Here is a 14,575-nt window from a genome sequence, read left to right as displayed (position 1 = left end):
ATCTATAGTTAAGATGAGCAAACAAAAGAGAAAAATATTGCGACAGGGGTTCATCAAATCCCTGCCGATTCTATGTAGTTATATTTTCTTAGGGGCAGCCTATGGTATGATGATGGAAAATGCCGGTTTTTCGTGCATGTATTCGCTGCTTGCGAGTGTGACGGTGTACACCGGCGCATTTCAGTTTATGTTGATTACATTTCTGTCGAGTGGCGCATCGATCGCGACGATTGCGATTTCAGCGCTTTTAATGAACAGCCGTCAGTTCTTCTATGGACTGACATTTCTCGAAGAGTTCCGACAGATGGGGAAGCGGAAGTGGTATATGATCCCGACGCTTACCGATGAGACCTATGCGGTGAACTGCACTTTGACGGATGAGGAATATCCGGACAAGGAAGAAAAGCATGGAATCATGTTTCTGGTTGCCGTGTTCAGTCATTGCTACTGGGCAATTGGTTCGGTGCTCGGCGGAGTGCTCGGGCAGATTATTCCGTTCGACATGACCGGCATTGATTTCTGTATGACAGCACTTTTCGTGATTATCTTTATCGATCAGTGGGAGCATGCGACGAGTCACAAGCCGGCACTTATTGGCTTGGGTGTGGCAGTCATATGTCTTCTAATCTTCGGGAAGACGGCATTTATGCTGCCGGCGCTATTGATCGTATCCGGCATCCTGCTTGTGATGACGCGTGCGGAGAACCGAGATGAGAATAAGATGGAGAATGAGGATTTGGGCACTGACATAGATAAATGCCCGTCCGATCATTCTGCGGACAGAGAGGCAGGTGCAGACAGATGAGTACATGGCAGATTATCGGAATTATTTTGATGAGTGCATGTATCACAGTTTTGTTGCGTGCACTTCCGTTTCTAATATTTAACGGGAATAAGACGCTGCCGAAACCGGTGCAGACGCTTGGCAGATACCTGCCGCCTGCGATTATGGCAGTGCTGATCGTGTATTGCCTGAAGGATGCGAGAGGAGATTTCTTAGGGACGGGCGTCTGGCAGCTTCTGGCAGTAGTCGTTGTGGCGGTCAGTTATAAATGGAAACACAATACATTTTTGAGTATCCTGCTTGGAACAGTCTGTTATATGGTGCTTCTGCGGATTTTCTAGTTTGCGCATAAAAAATGGCTAAAAATCAGGGGTTGCAACCATCGGTTGACAAATTGTCCGTGCGGCTTTCTTGTGTGTAACGGAGAAAATTCGTACGATAATAACATCAAATATGCCATGCGGATGGCAGGAGGAGGCGCTTATGATATTAGCGGATAAGATTATTAACTTGCGAAAAAAGAATGGTTGGTCTCAGGAAGAGCTGGCACATAAATTAGGAGTCAGCCGACAATCCATTTCCAAATATGAAGGGGCACAGGCAGTTCCGGATTTAGATAAAATATTGAAGCTTAGTCAGATCTTTGGTGTGACGACGGACTATCTCATTAAAGATGAGATGGAAGAGGAGATTTATACCGGGGAGGATTCTTATGAAGAAGACAAACCACAGTATAAAGTGACAATGGAAATGGCAAGTGAATTTTTGCAGATCATAAAAGAGGCTGCAAAAAGAATCGCATTTGCAACATGGCTCTGCGTGATATCACCAATCTGCCTGATCGTGTTAGGGGCAGCCAGCGAAGTGGAAGTGTTTGGAATCGGAGAAGACTTTGCAGGTGGAGTTGGAATGTGTGTGATGTTCATACTGGTTGGAATTGCGGTTGCAATTTTTGTATGTACCGATATGAAACAGAAGAAATTTGAATTCTTAGAGACAAAATGCTTCGAGACAGAATATGGTGTGACAGGAATGGTGAAGGAACGCAAAGAACAGTTCCATGAGCGATATGTCCGTTACAATGTGATTGGTGTTATATTGTGCATTTTCTCTGTGATTCCGCTCTTTGGCGGTATAGCTATATTCGGTGATCGGGACTTCCCGATTGTATGTATGGTAGGGATTATGCTGTTTCTGATTTCTTGTGGTGTATATTTCTTTGTGCTGGGAGGAACGCAGATGGCTGCCATGGAGAAACTTCTTGAAGAAGGCGATTATACAAGGGCAAAAAAGAAAATCAGCGACAAGATGGGCGCATTTTCACTTGCGTATTGGCTTGGTTCAACAGCGATTTTTCTTGGTATCAGCTTTATCACGAACGATTGGAAAGATGCTGGGATCGTATGGCCGATTGTCGGCGTATTGTATGCGGCTGTACGTGTGATTGTGGAGCATGTATGCAGTAAGGAAAAATAGCCATTATATATGAGAAAGGGCTGTTGCTTAATATGTGGCGACGGCTCTTTTTATTTCCAAAATAGTGGTTGACTATTTCTTTTTTACTATTATAATAGTTCTAAAAAGAACTAATTGAAAGAAGGAATCGAGAAATGAAACTTCAGACGCCATCCAATGTCTTTGACATGACGAAATGTCTGATGAAACTACAGGAGAAATATCTGGAAAGTGTGCGGTATGAGTTTAATCTCAGCCGCATCGAGATTATTATTCTAACGTTTCTGTATAATAACCCTTCCTATGATTCTGCGCGGGATATCGTGGAATTCCGAATGCTACAGCGGGGAAATGTGTCTGCGGCGGTCGATACTCTGGAGAAAAAAGGATATCTGATACGATATACAGATTCGGATGACAAGCGGATCGTACACCTGAAACTCACGGAACAGACAAACGATATTGTCCATGCCATTGAGGAAAAGCAGGAAGCACTTGTATCATGTATCTTTGCAGGATTTTCGGAGGATGAAAAGAAGAATTTTGCAGCATACAATGCGCGACTGTATCAAAATGTAATGTCACATTTGAAATAACGGAAAATCATCAATTATATAGTAGAAATGAGGAAAAGAAATGAAACAACAAAATGAAAACGAGGAATCAAATGCTGTATCCGTGTCCGTACAATCCGACCGTACATTTTTAGCGACAGAGCCAATCGGCAAGCTGCTTGCGAAGCTGGCACTGCCGACAATCGCCGCACAGTTGATTAACATGTTATATAACATTGTTGACCGTATCTATATCGGACATATTCCGGATACGGGGGCGATGGCACTGACCGGCGTGGGCGTCTGCATGCCGCTGATCATGATTATAACTGCCTTTGCGGCATTAGTTGGAAATGGCGGCGCACCTCGTGCGACAATCTTTATGGGTAAAAATAAGAAAGACGATGCGGAGAAGATACTTGCCAATTGTTTTACGATGCAGATACTCTTATCCATTATTCTGACGGTAGTTTTGCTGATCTGGAACCGGGATTTCCTGCTCGCTTTTGGAGCAAGTGCAAACACGATTGAGTACGCGGCATCCTATATGAATATCTATGCACTCGGAACGATCTTTGTACAGCTTACCCTCGGCATGAATGCATTTATCACAGCGCAGGGTTTTGCGAAGGAAGGCATGCTCTCTGTATTGATCGGTGCAATCGCGAACATTATATTGGATCCAATCTTTATCTTCGGCCTTCATATGGGTGTCCGGGGAGCTGCACTTGCGACAGTGATTTCCCAATGCTGCTCCTGCATCTGGGTAATAAGCTTTCTGTTCGGGAAGCGGACAACGCTCCGTATCCGCGGCAAAAACATGGGATTGAAGGCAGCGTATATTCTTCCGTGTCTGGCACTCGGCTCTGCAATCTTTATTATGCAGGGCAGCGAGAGTATTATATCGGTATGCTTTAATTCGTCTCTCCTGAAATACGGTGGGGATATCGCAGTCGGTGCGATGACGATCTTAACAAGTGTGATGCAGTTTGCGATGCTTCCTCTGCAGGGCTTGGGACAGGGCGCCCAGCCGATCATCAGCTACAATTATGGTGCGAAAAATGCATCCAGAGTCCGGGCTGCATTTAAATTACTGCTGAAGGTTAGTCTGCTATATTCCACGATTCTGTGGTTGTTTATCATGTGCTTCCCGAAGGTTTTCGCGTCGATTTTTACGACGGATGCAGCCTTGATTGCATTTACCAAGGATGCGCTCCGTTATTATCTGGCAGCATTATTCATGTTCGGGATCCAGATTGCCTGCCAGATGACATTCAATGCACTGGGAAATGCACCGGCATCCATTCTTGTTGCGATTATGCGTAAATTTGTGCTCCTGCTCCCGCTTATTTTCATTCTGCCGCATATCATTACAGCAGATAAGACGATGGCTGTTTATTTGGCAGAGCCGATCGCGGACGTGCTTGCGGTGACATTTACATCAATCCTGTTTTCGTTCCAGTTTAAGAAGGCCTTGCGGGAGATTTCATAATTGTGTCTGAACATGAATGATTTACATATAGTTAACATGAGATTGCTTGCAATATATAATCTTGATATGGTACACTGAAAAGCAATAAGTAACAGGGGAGGAAATGAGATGAAGAGAAGGTTATTATGTGTTGTAATGGTTGTTGCGATGGCGTTGTGTCTTGCAGCATGTGGAGGTTCGGATTCAAAAAATGCGAAGATTACATCTGCGTGGTCAATTGTCGAAATGACAGTAAATGGGAAGTCTATGACATATGATGATTCAAACCGGGATGCAAAGGCACCACAGTTTTCGTGTGCGGATGGAACGAATTTTACATTTACAAACAGTGGAAAGGCGCACACGGGAACACTGGAAAAATCAGGTGAAAAATACATCCTGCATTACAGTGATTCGAACAAAACGATGGAAGCGACGATTTCCGGAAAACAGATGACGATCGTGATTTCAGGGAGCGACAGCATGCGTCTGGTGTTCGAAACAAAGTGATGAAACTTCAGGATTGACAGACCGGCAATACGGGCGTATAGTTACATACAGAAAAAGGGAATGAGGTTCTCCCTCGGGTAACCGGAACTGCTTATAAAGCTGATGACTTCTACGATATTGATCGCAGAAGGTGTCAGCTTTTTTTGAGCTTAAAAGGAGGAAAAATATGTTAACATCACTTGCACTTATCTTTCTGGTCGGACTTGCGATGTCCGCCATCTGTAAACAGATCCGCCTGCCGGGCATCATCGGCATGCTGGCGACAGGAATCGTACTCGGTCCCTATGTTCTGGATCTGTTGTCCCCGTCGATTCTTGGAATCTCCGCAGATCTGCGGAAATTAGCGCTTATCATTATCCTGCTCAAGGCAGGATTGTCGCTGAACCTCTCGGATTTAAAGAAGGTCGGACGACCGGCAATCCTGATGTCGTTTGTGCCGGCATCGTTTGAAATCTGTGGGTATATTCTGTTTGCGCCGATGATCCTCGGCGTGACACGCGTCGAGGCAGCCGTTATGGGTGCCGTCATGGGTGCGGTCTCCCCAGCCGTCGTTGTACCGCGTATGGTGAAACTCATGGAGGAAGGCTATGGAACGAAGAAAGGCACCCCGCAGATGATACTGGCGGGGGCGTCGTGCGACGATATCTTCGTGATCGTGTTATTTACAACATTTTTGCAGATGGCACAGGGTGGACATGCAAATGCGAAGGATTTTATCAATATCCCGATCTCAATCGTGTCAGGAATCGTACTCGGTTGTATCGTCGGCTATCTGCTGTACCGGTTCTTCGAGCTTGCGTATAAGAAGAATCACTGCGTTCGTAACTCAACAAAGTTGATTGTGATCCTGGGTATGTCGTGTCTGTTGCTTGCAATCGAGGAGTGGGTGTCTGCATATGTGGCAGTGTCCGGACTTCTGGCAGTTGTCAGTATGGCATGTATGCTTAAAGTGAAGAGTACGACATTTGTATCTAAGAGGTTGTCGGAGAAATTCGGTAAGCTGTGGATTGCCGCAGAGGTAATCCTGTTCGTACTGGTTGGTGCGGCAGTCGATATCCGGTATATGGCAAAGGCTGGGGCAATGGCGCTTTTGATGATCGGGGCAGCCTTGCTGTTCCGCGCAGTCGGTGTCTGCATCTGTATGCTTGGTACGAAGCTTACATGGAAGGAGCGGCTATTCTGTATCATTGCGTATCTTCCGAAGGCTACCGTGCAGGCGGCGATTGGGTCAGTTCCTCTGGCAGCCGGGCTTTCCTGCGGTACGCTTGTGCTATCCGTTGCGGTTATGGCAATCGTGATCACAGCGCCAATCGGCGCGCTCGGTATCGACAGCACATATAAACATTTACTGGAAAAAGAATAAACATGGGACTTTTTCCCGTGCTCAATCATCTAATAGGTGTATGGACATACAGAATATAAAACTCCAAAGGGAAGGGAGTGGAAAACATGAAGAAGGAGGCCTTTGGCGAGCTTGTGATCTCGAATCAGGAAAGCTGGTACCGGATCGCCAAAAGCTACTTATGCAATGATGCGGATTGTGCTGACGCGATTCAAAATGCGATCGTGCATGCATTTGAGAATCTGTACAGCCTGCGCAATGATAAGTATGCGAAAACATGGTTTATAAGAATTCTGATCAACGAATGTCATCAGGTCATACGAGAGAATAAGAAGGTCGTAACTTGGGAGGAATATCAGGAAGAAGGCCGGGAAGCGGAATACATACGTGGGTACGGACAGTATTCGGAATTGTATGAAAGCATCATGCGGCTGAAGGAGAATGAGCGGACCTGCATTATTTTGTATTATTTTGAGGAGTACAGCATTCGGGAAATCGCGCAATGCCTCGAGTCTACCGAATCGGCAGTCAAGAAACGTCTGGTGCGGGCAAGGGAGCATTTGCGAGGAATATTAAAGGCGAAATCGGCATGAAGGTCAGAACACCGGGATGATTGAAACGGGTAAAGGAGGTAATGTGTTATGGATATTGATAGAAATAAAATCAATGAGATGAAATCAGAGTGTCTGCAAATGCCGGATTATATCCGGGACATGATCGAGGAGACGGTCGAACAGCAGTTGAAGAAAAAACAGCGTTACGGTAAGAAAATGTGGAGAGTTGCAGCCGCAATTCTTGCTTTTGCCTGCGTGGGCGGCGGAACCACACTGGCGGCTGCAAAGTTATACAACATGCATCTGGAGCAGCAGGGGAAATATGGCTCTACATTGATCTATGGAGAGGCAACCAATACCGATGCGACGGATACCGACGCGGAAGTGAATCAGAACGCGCTTTATACGTTGGATGTTTCCTACGTTCCGGAAGGTATGAAGGTAGATGGATTAGATGATATTTATGCAGATGGAAATAATTATGTGAAGAAAGTAGTGCTCTTCCCGGAGGATTCGCCGTTTATAGGTGGCGTTTCGTTCTGGTTCCTGAAAATGCCGGCGGATCAGCAGGTTTCGCTTGATGAAACACATGTTATTTCCACCAAAGAACTGGATATCGATGGCAGACAGGCAATTGTGATAGAAAGACAGGTTCTGGAATCAGCCAGACGTGAGGTTCAGTATGAGTTGTATGTCACATATGAAAATAACTATCTGCTGGAAATGCTTGTGTATGATGACACAGAGCTTGATACTGCCATAGATATTGTAAAAGGATTGAAGCTTACCGCAACCGATGATCCGGAGGCAAAACGCAGAATCGTGGCGGAAGAATATACAGGGCAGGAGGAAGCAACTGCCGCAGCGCCTGTTTATGAGGCAGACGAAAACGCTGGCAAGAAGAACAGATTTACGGAAACTTCGAAAGAATCAATGGAAGAACATATGCATCAGGTCGGAGAAAGCTTTGATGTACCGCAGTCTTCCCTGACGGCAAAGGTATCCAAGGTGGAATTACTGGATTCCCCGGATGCAATCGATGCAGCCTATGCTCTCGATCCGGTCAAAACGGATGCGGAAGGAAAGCTTGTTAACAACGTGATCGCCTATGAGAAACGTGGAAATGGTATAGATCAATTAGATGAGGTTGTAGAGACGAAGGAAGTAAAGGAAAAGATCCTTTATATCGAGGTTGCGTATACGAACACGAGTGACCAACAGACCGGAGATACCATGTTCCAATGCGGCCTGCTCTGGGCGAAGGAAACCGGAGATGGCTATGAAACGGTTGACGTCTATGCGAAGGATGATGTGGATTATGATAGTTACTATGGACAGAATTATCGTATTTCCAATGTACCGCTTTATTACTATAACGGAAAAAGTGCAGAGGAGAAAAATCATCTGATCCGGGTTCAGCCGGGTGAAACAAGAACGGTCACATTGGCATTCCTCGTAACGGAGGATGAACTGCCATATCTGTATCTTGATCTTTTCTCTGGAAATGACGACTATACACAATTTCGTCAATCGGCATTGCTGTATGGATATGTAGATATTCGTCAGTAGTTTGAATTGTTATACGGAAAAATATGTGGAAGTTGAAAACGCTGTATGCAGGAATGTATACAGCGTTTTTGTTATAAAGCTTGAAAGTGACAAAACTGTCACTTAGTTTGTCACGCCCCCGTAATATATGTCTGATATAGTGTAGATATATTCATCAGATAATTGCAAAACATATACAATTACTTGGGTCATATATTTTTATCTGGATTCATTCTACATATACGATATGTTTGGAGTTTAGAAGTTCTTAATGTTCTATAAATATGCAAGCCATGTTTGGACACGATGTCCAAACAAACCGACACTGAGCCATGGATGGCGAATTGGCGGTGGTGGCGTAGCTTGCGAATATGTAGATTAGAACATTTAGAACTTCTTAGCTCCAATACATTGTATATAGAATGAACCAGATAAAAATATATGTTAATAAATTTTATGTTTTGCAATTATTTGAATAAATACAAACAACGGGGGAGCGATATGGAAAACTACACCAAACTTTCAATCAAATATCTAAAGTTTCAGAAGAAGCGAACCATCCTGACCATCTTAGGTGTCGCTTTAGCGTCAGGAATTCTGTTCGTGATATTAACCTTGTATTTCAGTAACTTCATCAATACCCGCGATGCACTTCGCAAGCAGGCAGATTACGAGATCGTGCTTTTGCCGGAGCAAAATCAGGATGTCTCGGCATTGCTCAAACAGGACTTCGTGAAGACAGCGTATCGTGGCAAATACTACGATTATTATTCGAGCTCCTATATTGAAAATGCAATCTACATTAATGTGAAAAATCCTTACCGGTTGGACGCGAATGTGGAAACGATCGAGCAGACCTACGGTGTGAAGGCGCAATTAAACCAACAGCTCGCATCCTACTATCTGCAGGGCGACACCGGAAATGACACATACATTATTCTTCTGATGTTCCTGCTTTTGTCGTTCGTGATCGCAGTCATCGGAGTTGGAATCATCCGGACAACGATCCAGTTGAATACGATGGAACAGATCAAAGATTATGGAATCCTGCGTTGTATCGGAGCAACACAGGGACAGTTAAAAAGTGTGATATTCCGAATGGGATGCATGCAGGAGCTGCTTGGAATCCTTGGTGGAGTCGTGATCGGATTCCCAATTGCATATCTGGTTGGCTTATCCATGAATATCAAGGTTCGCCCGCATGTGCTTCCATTTCTGTATGTGCTGATTGTCTTTATCGGAGATCTGTTCTTCGTTATGGATGAGAATGGAAAACTCGCAAAGAAGATTTCGCCGATCGAGGCGGTGCGCGAGCAGACAAGCGGAACACGGAAGGTTAAGGCACGTAAGCAAAGCATTTTCGGAAAGATCTTCGGCGTGCAGGGCGATTATGCATACAAGAATCTGATGAGCAATAAGCGTCGGTTCTTAAAGACGATTGCAACATTTGCGTTATCAATCGCGGCATTTATCACGATCGCGACAATCTTCACTTCGTTTGTACAGATGCAGAAGCAGATTGCACCTTCTTACGGAGAGTATCAGGTGTATTTCTTCAACGAGGCAAATGATGAAGAGACCATAGATGCAGTGAAATCAGTACTCCCAAACGAAGAGACACTCACAGACATTGCACAGAACAAAGAAGTGAAGGACGTGAAAGCAGTATATGCAGCGACTATGAAGGCTGCGGACTTCGAAGAATTCCGGACACATTTCACAGAGGATTTCCGGCAGGAAACGTTGGAGGGGCAGATCGTTGAACGGTTGGAAACAGGTGAGAAATATAAAGACAGTGCATCACCGGTGGACCGTGTGAGCGTGATTGGATATGGAGAGGAAGAGTATCAGAAATATGCGTCATATCTGGTCGAAGGAACGCTGGATGTCGATGAGAACGGAATTGTGCTTGTACAGAATGTGGAAGCAACGTTGGATGAAGGCATGGATGATGAATCCTATGATGCGATTGATCTGATTGCATCAACGGTGGAATATCCGGCGACGGATTATAAGCTTGGTGATACGATTAAGCTTTCGTGGGGGAATGACAAGAAGGTATATGAGATTCAGGGCATTGTCCGGATAGATAAGGACAAATTGCAGTCAAAAGGATTTGTAAAGTGTATTGTACCACTGGCAAATTATTTCCGGATGACCGGACTTGAAAAATCGGATTCCACAGGTGTGAAATGTAAGCTTCGTTCGGACAATATCTCCGCTTCGCTGACATCGAAGCTGGTGAACGTGCTGGATAACTCAATGGGAGATTACTCGTATCCGGATGCCATTTATTCCGGGGCATTGTTTAGTACATCCATCAGCGCAATCAAATATATTCTTGCATTTGTGATTGTGATTTTATGTGTGAGTTCTCTGAATATCATCAATACGACAGCGAGCAATCTTTATCTGCGGCGGCAGGAATTCGCACAGCTTCGCGCAATCGGCGTATCGGTGCGGGAGCTTCGGAAGATGGTAATGCTCGAAGGTGTGATCTCTGTTATCTGTGCGAATGTGGTTGGTGATGTGCTTGGATTTGCAGTTATGATGCCGCTTGCGAAAGCAGCGCTGGTGCTGTTCATGGTGAAGCTGACCTTCCCGATTATCGGTGCGGTAATTGGATTTGTACTATCTGTACTTGTAATGTGTGGATCCATCTATATACCGATGAAGCGGATGTCAAACCAGATCGCGGATGATCTGAACGCAGCCGGGGATTGATTTGGAGTTTGGTTGAAGCTGGATTTAGACAGGATTGGGACTGAATTGGGGCAAAAAGCCAAAATAGAGGGAAATCCCCCAAAGCCAAGAAGAAAGAAGCAAGCTGAATGGGGGGAAAAGTTGAAAAACAGAATATTTGCCCCAACGGGAAGAAGAAAGAAGCAGGCTGGATTGGGGGAAAAGCTGAAAAACAGAATATTTGCTCCAACGGGAAGAAGGAAGAAGCAAGCTGGATTGGGGGAAAGAGATAGAAAACAGGATATTTGCTCCAACAGGAAGAAAAGAAGAGAAAAACAGGTAGGAGTAAAGAAACAGAAAAAAGAAGAATTGCTCCAACAGAAAGAAATAAAATAACAAAAATAAAGATATCAGGAGGGAAATCAACATGGATATTGTAAAGATGGAACATGTCACGAAGATATATGGAAGCGGAGACACACGGGTTTGGGCGCTCGATGATGTGAATCTGACCGTGCAAAAAGGAGAAAGTCTGGCAGTGGTCGGAGCGTCTGGCTCCGGCAAGTCCACACTGCTGCATGTCATGGGCGGTGTCGACACGGTTACGAATGGAAAAGTAATCGTGGACGACCGGGATATCACAACATTGAAGGATGAGGAAATGTCGGTGTTCCGCCGGAGAAAAATCGGATTTGTATTTCAGTCGTATCATCTGATTCCAGTTCTGACTGTGGAGGAGAATATTCAGATGCCGATTCTGTTGGATCATAAGAAACCGGATCGGGAGTACATCGACCATGTCATTGAGATGCTTGGTTTGAAAGACAGACGGAAGCATCTGCCAAACCAGTTGTCCGGCGGACAGCAACAGCGCGCGGCAATCGCGCGGGCACTTGCAAACCGCCCGTCTCTGATTCTTGCCGATGAGCCGACCGGAGCACTTGATTCTACAAATGGAAATGAAGTTATGGCGCTGCTGCAGGACTCTGTAAAGAAGCTGAATCAGACCCTTGTGCTGATCACACATAACATCGATCTTGCCAGAGAGGCAGACCGCATCGTGCGGATCACAGATGGTAAGCTGACCGAGGAGTGAGCAGGAAAACGATAGGTTGTTAGAAAGACGGACTTAGATAGGTGAAGAGAACTTTGTGAGATGCCTAAAAGACAGGGAAAAACAGGGCAGAATTAAAGGAGAGAAAATGATGGCAAATAAGTCAGGATGGAAAAATCAACAAAGCAAACATCAAAGAAGAAATCACCATTTAAGAGAGATTATCCTTGCTATTCTGGTGGTTTTGAGTGTAGCTGCAACTGTATGTCCGTATTCCGCACAGGCGGCGACACCGAAGGTATTGGTTTCCGGTTACAAAGTATCAGCCGCGACGATCTATTCCGGAGATAATTTTAATCTGACTCTGGAGATTCTGAATACTTCCAAGAACAAAGTCAAAAATATGAAAGTGACAGTCGCTTCGGAAGGTGGCGAGATCATCCCGGTTACTGGAACAGGAAGTGCTTATGTGGCAGAGATTGCTGGAAATGAAACCAGTGAGCAGACATTTTCCATGCAGGCGGCAGCGGGACTTGCAGAGAAGACGTACAAGCTTTCTGTGAAGATGGGGTACGAGAATACTTCCGGCGAGGCATTTGAGATGGAGGATACGTTGTATCTGCCAGTATATCTGAAGCAGCGCATATCTGTGACAGATGTTATGACAGATGATGCGAAGGTCGGTGACGAGGTGGAGATTACCGCGCAGGTCAACAACCTCGGCGAGGGCATGCTCTACAATGTAAATGCCCGCGTGGAAGGAAAACACGTGGAGAAGCAGGAGACATACATCGGCAATATTGACACAGGAAAAAGCGGCAACGTAGATCTTCTGGCAAAGGCAGTCATGGTAACTGATTTTGAAGAGATGGCAAAACCGGAGGATTGGATCATTGTGACCTACGAAGACCGGAATGGCAATAAGCACGAAGAAAAAATGGATGTATCCTTCTACATTGAGACGGTCGATTACGAAGATCTGGAGGTCTTGAAGGAAGCACCAGAGAAGACCGGACCTGCCACATGGCAGATTCTCCTGATCTGTGTCTGCGTGCTTGCAGTTGGCGTATTCGTGGGTGTAACTATTAACAAAAAACGTTCACGATAAGGTGAAATGGAGAAATCGCAAATCCCCAAAAGTGTAAATTGAGTTGTTCAGAAATACATATTCTAAAGCAGACCATTGAAGCACGCTGGCACTTAGCGAACGGCAAACTTGTTTGACGTGAGTTTAGTACCATTGCGTGATGAAGTGAGCGAGAGCGTGTCTGCATAGAATTGTATTTCTGAACAACTCACGATAAACTATATGGATTTGCGAAAAGGAGGAATCCGTGAAATTTATCATGCATTTAACAATTCAAAATATTAAGCGTAGAAGAGCGCGAACCATCCTGACTCTCCTTGGCGTGATGATCGGCGTGGTAGCGGTTGTCTCTCTGCTGTCGCTCGGAATGGGCGTGAAGCGGGAACTCCTGCAAGGCTATGGCGATGATGTTTCGATTCGGCAGATCACCGTGCAGACACCGGAGAACAACCAGAACAAGAAAATGCTTCTGACCGACCATACCATAGAGAAGCTTGCAAAGCTCGACAAGGTTGCGAATGTCTATCCGCGCTATGAAGTATTTACGAATATTCAGGTCGGTCAATATACCGCGTATACGAATCTGGTTGGTATCCCATCGGAGCAGTTATCCGCAATCGCGCTGACCGATACATCCAGCCTGTCGGAGCATGCGCGGAAACCAGAGCTGGTGATCGGAAATGCGATGGGTTACATGTTCTTCCACGAAGGATCTATGACCAGCTACCAAGACGGAAAAGGCGACCTGAACGCATGGATTGGCGAGAAGGCGAAGGTTTCACTGGGACTTGATGAAAATGAAATCACAGATCGGCTGACGATCGCGGGAGTGATGCAGGGGGACGCAGACGAGTTCAGTGAGCAGTCGCAGAGCATTTATTGCGATATTGATGTGCTGCGCGCATATCTGAAGAAACATGCAGCACAGGGAAATGTGCTTGGACAGCCACTCGACAAGAACGGAAATGCATACACCTTGTGGGTGTATTCAAGCGTGGTTGTCGAAGTCGGTAAGATGGAAGACGTTGAGTTTGTTGTCAAGAAATTACAGGATATGGGATATCAGACAACGAATATGAAGGAGTACCGTGATACAGCGATGCGTACAGTACGAATGCTGGAGTTGTTGCTGGGTGGCATCGGACTTATTTCGTTCCTTGTTGCAGCAATCGGTATCAGCAACACAATGACAACCGCTGTTTATGACCGGGTTGCGGAGATTGGAACCTTGAAGGTACTCGGCTGTGAGAAGCGGGAATTGATGGCAATGATCTTGCTGGAAGCAGGTATCTACGGACTTGTTGGTGGTGCGTGTGGCGTGGTATTGTCACTGCTTTTTGGGAAGATTATCAACCGAATCGCAGTATCTGCATTGCTTTTAGAAGCAGGTACGAAGATTGCTGTGATTACGCCAAAGATTGCATTATCAGCAGTCGGAATGGCGATGCTGCTTGGAACAATTGCAGGTTATTTACCATCACGATGGGCGGCAAAGCTTTCACCGCTTACAGCGATGCGGAGAGATTGATAAATA

The 14,575-nt window shown here is 45.4% G+C and carries 14 protein-coding genes and 1 riboswitch; all 14 genes read left to right on the top strand.

What is annotated here, in order from left to right:
- Positions 1–13 precede the first annotated feature (13 nt).
- The 14 genes from AAAT93_RS09930 to AAAT93_RS09865 all read left to right on the top strand — a co-directional run bounded on the left by AAAT93_RS09930 (position 14) and on the right by AAAT93_RS09865 (position 14,569).
- The gene (locus AAAT93_RS09930) at positions 14–805 is read left to right on the top strand and encodes an AzlC family ABC transporter permease (protein ID WP_021984657.1); all 792 of its coding nucleotides are present in this window, start codon (positions 14–16) and stop codon (positions 803–805) included.
- The gene (locus AAAT93_RS09925) at positions 802–1,125 is read left to right on the top strand and encodes a branched-chain amino acid transporter permease (RefSeq protein WP_021984656.1); all 324 of its coding nucleotides are present in this window, start codon (positions 802–804) and stop codon (positions 1,123–1,125) included. The genes AAAT93_RS09930 and AAAT93_RS09925 overlap by 4 nt, the downstream gene beginning before the upstream one ends.
- A 142-nt stretch (positions 1,126–1,267) precedes the next feature.
- The gene (locus AAAT93_RS09920; RefSeq protein ID WP_021984655.1) at positions 1,268–2,260 is read left to right on the top strand and encodes a helix-turn-helix domain-containing protein; all 993 of its coding nucleotides are present in this window, start codon (positions 1,268–1,270) and stop codon (positions 2,258–2,260) included.
- Positions 2,261–2,394: 134 nt separating this feature from the next.
- A complete protein-coding gene (locus tag AAAT93_RS09915) occupies positions 2,395–2,835 on the top strand; it encodes a MarR family winged helix-turn-helix transcriptional regulator (protein WP_118374746.1) in 441 nt (146 codons plus the stop codon).
- Between the two features lie 40 nt (positions 2,836–2,875).
- Positions 2,876–4,285 carry an MATE family efflux transporter gene (locus AAAT93_RS09910; RefSeq protein WP_118735047.1) on the top strand — a complete coding sequence of 470 codons (1,410 nt, stop codon included), beginning with the start codon at positions 2,876–2,878 and terminating at the stop codon, positions 4,283–4,285.
- A 108-nt stretch (positions 4,286–4,393) separates the two neighbouring features.
- A complete protein-coding gene (locus tag AAAT93_RS09905; RefSeq protein ID WP_195541493.1) occupies positions 4,394–4,774 on the top strand; it encodes a hypothetical protein in 381 nt (126 codons plus the stop codon).
- A 47-nt stretch (positions 4,775–4,821) separates the two neighbouring features.
- Positions 4,822–4,893, top strand: a riboswitch (Fluoride riboswitch).
- A 47-nt stretch (positions 4,894–4,940) separates the two neighbouring features.
- Positions 4,941–6,137 (top strand): cation:proton antiporter, encoded by a 1,197-nt coding sequence (locus AAAT93_RS09900; RefSeq protein WP_227573370.1) that lies wholly within the window; start codon positions 4,941–4,943, stop codon positions 6,135–6,137.
- 86 nt (positions 6,138–6,223) lie between these two features.
- Positions 6,224–6,709: a sigma-70 family RNA polymerase sigma factor gene (locus tag AAAT93_RS09895; protein ID WP_021984646.1), complete on the top strand. Its 486-nt coding sequence runs from the start codon at positions 6,224–6,226 to the stop codon at positions 6,707–6,709.
- Between the two features lie 48 nt (positions 6,710–6,757).
- Positions 6,758–8,239, top strand: a complete 1,482-nt coding sequence (locus tag AAAT93_RS09890) for a hypothetical protein (RefSeq protein ID WP_227573369.1) — start codon at positions 6,758–6,760, stop codon at positions 8,237–8,239.
- 480 nt (positions 8,240–8,719) lie between these two features.
- Positions 8,720–10,942: an ABC transporter permease gene (locus AAAT93_RS09885; protein ID WP_182432451.1), complete on the top strand. Its 2,223-nt coding sequence runs from the start codon at positions 8,720–8,722 to the stop codon at positions 10,940–10,942.
- Positions 10,943–10,954: 12 nt separating this feature from the next.
- Positions 10,955–11,296, top strand: a complete 342-nt coding sequence (locus AAAT93_RS09880) for a hypothetical protein (RefSeq protein WP_227573368.1) — start codon at positions 10,955–10,957, stop codon at positions 11,294–11,296.
- 31 nt (positions 11,297–11,327) lie between these two features.
- The gene (locus AAAT93_RS09875) at positions 11,328–11,996 is read left to right on the top strand and encodes an ABC transporter ATP-binding protein (RefSeq protein WP_021984643.1); all 669 of its coding nucleotides are present in this window, start codon (positions 11,328–11,330) and stop codon (positions 11,994–11,996) included.
- A 109-nt stretch (positions 11,997–12,105) separates the two neighbouring features.
- Entirely contained in the window at positions 12,106–13,062 is a 957-nt protein-coding gene (locus AAAT93_RS09870) for a COG1361 S-layer family protein (protein ID WP_227573367.1), read from the top strand.
- 226 nt (positions 13,063–13,288) lie between these two features.
- Positions 13,289–14,569, top strand: coding sequence for an ABC transporter permease (locus AAAT93_RS09865; protein WP_227573366.1), 1,281 nt, complete (start codon positions 13,289–13,291; stop codon positions 14,567–14,569).
- The last annotated feature ends 6 nt before the right edge of the window (positions 14,570–14,575 follow it).

Origin of the sequence: Coprococcus hominis (ex Arizal et al. 2022) (assembly GCF_040094675.1) — a bacterium.
GTDB classification, from domain to species: domain Bacteria; phylum Bacillota; class Clostridia; order Lachnospirales; family Lachnospiraceae; genus Coprococcus_C; species Coprococcus_C hominis.
This window is presented reverse-complemented; position numbering and strand designations above follow the sequence as displayed.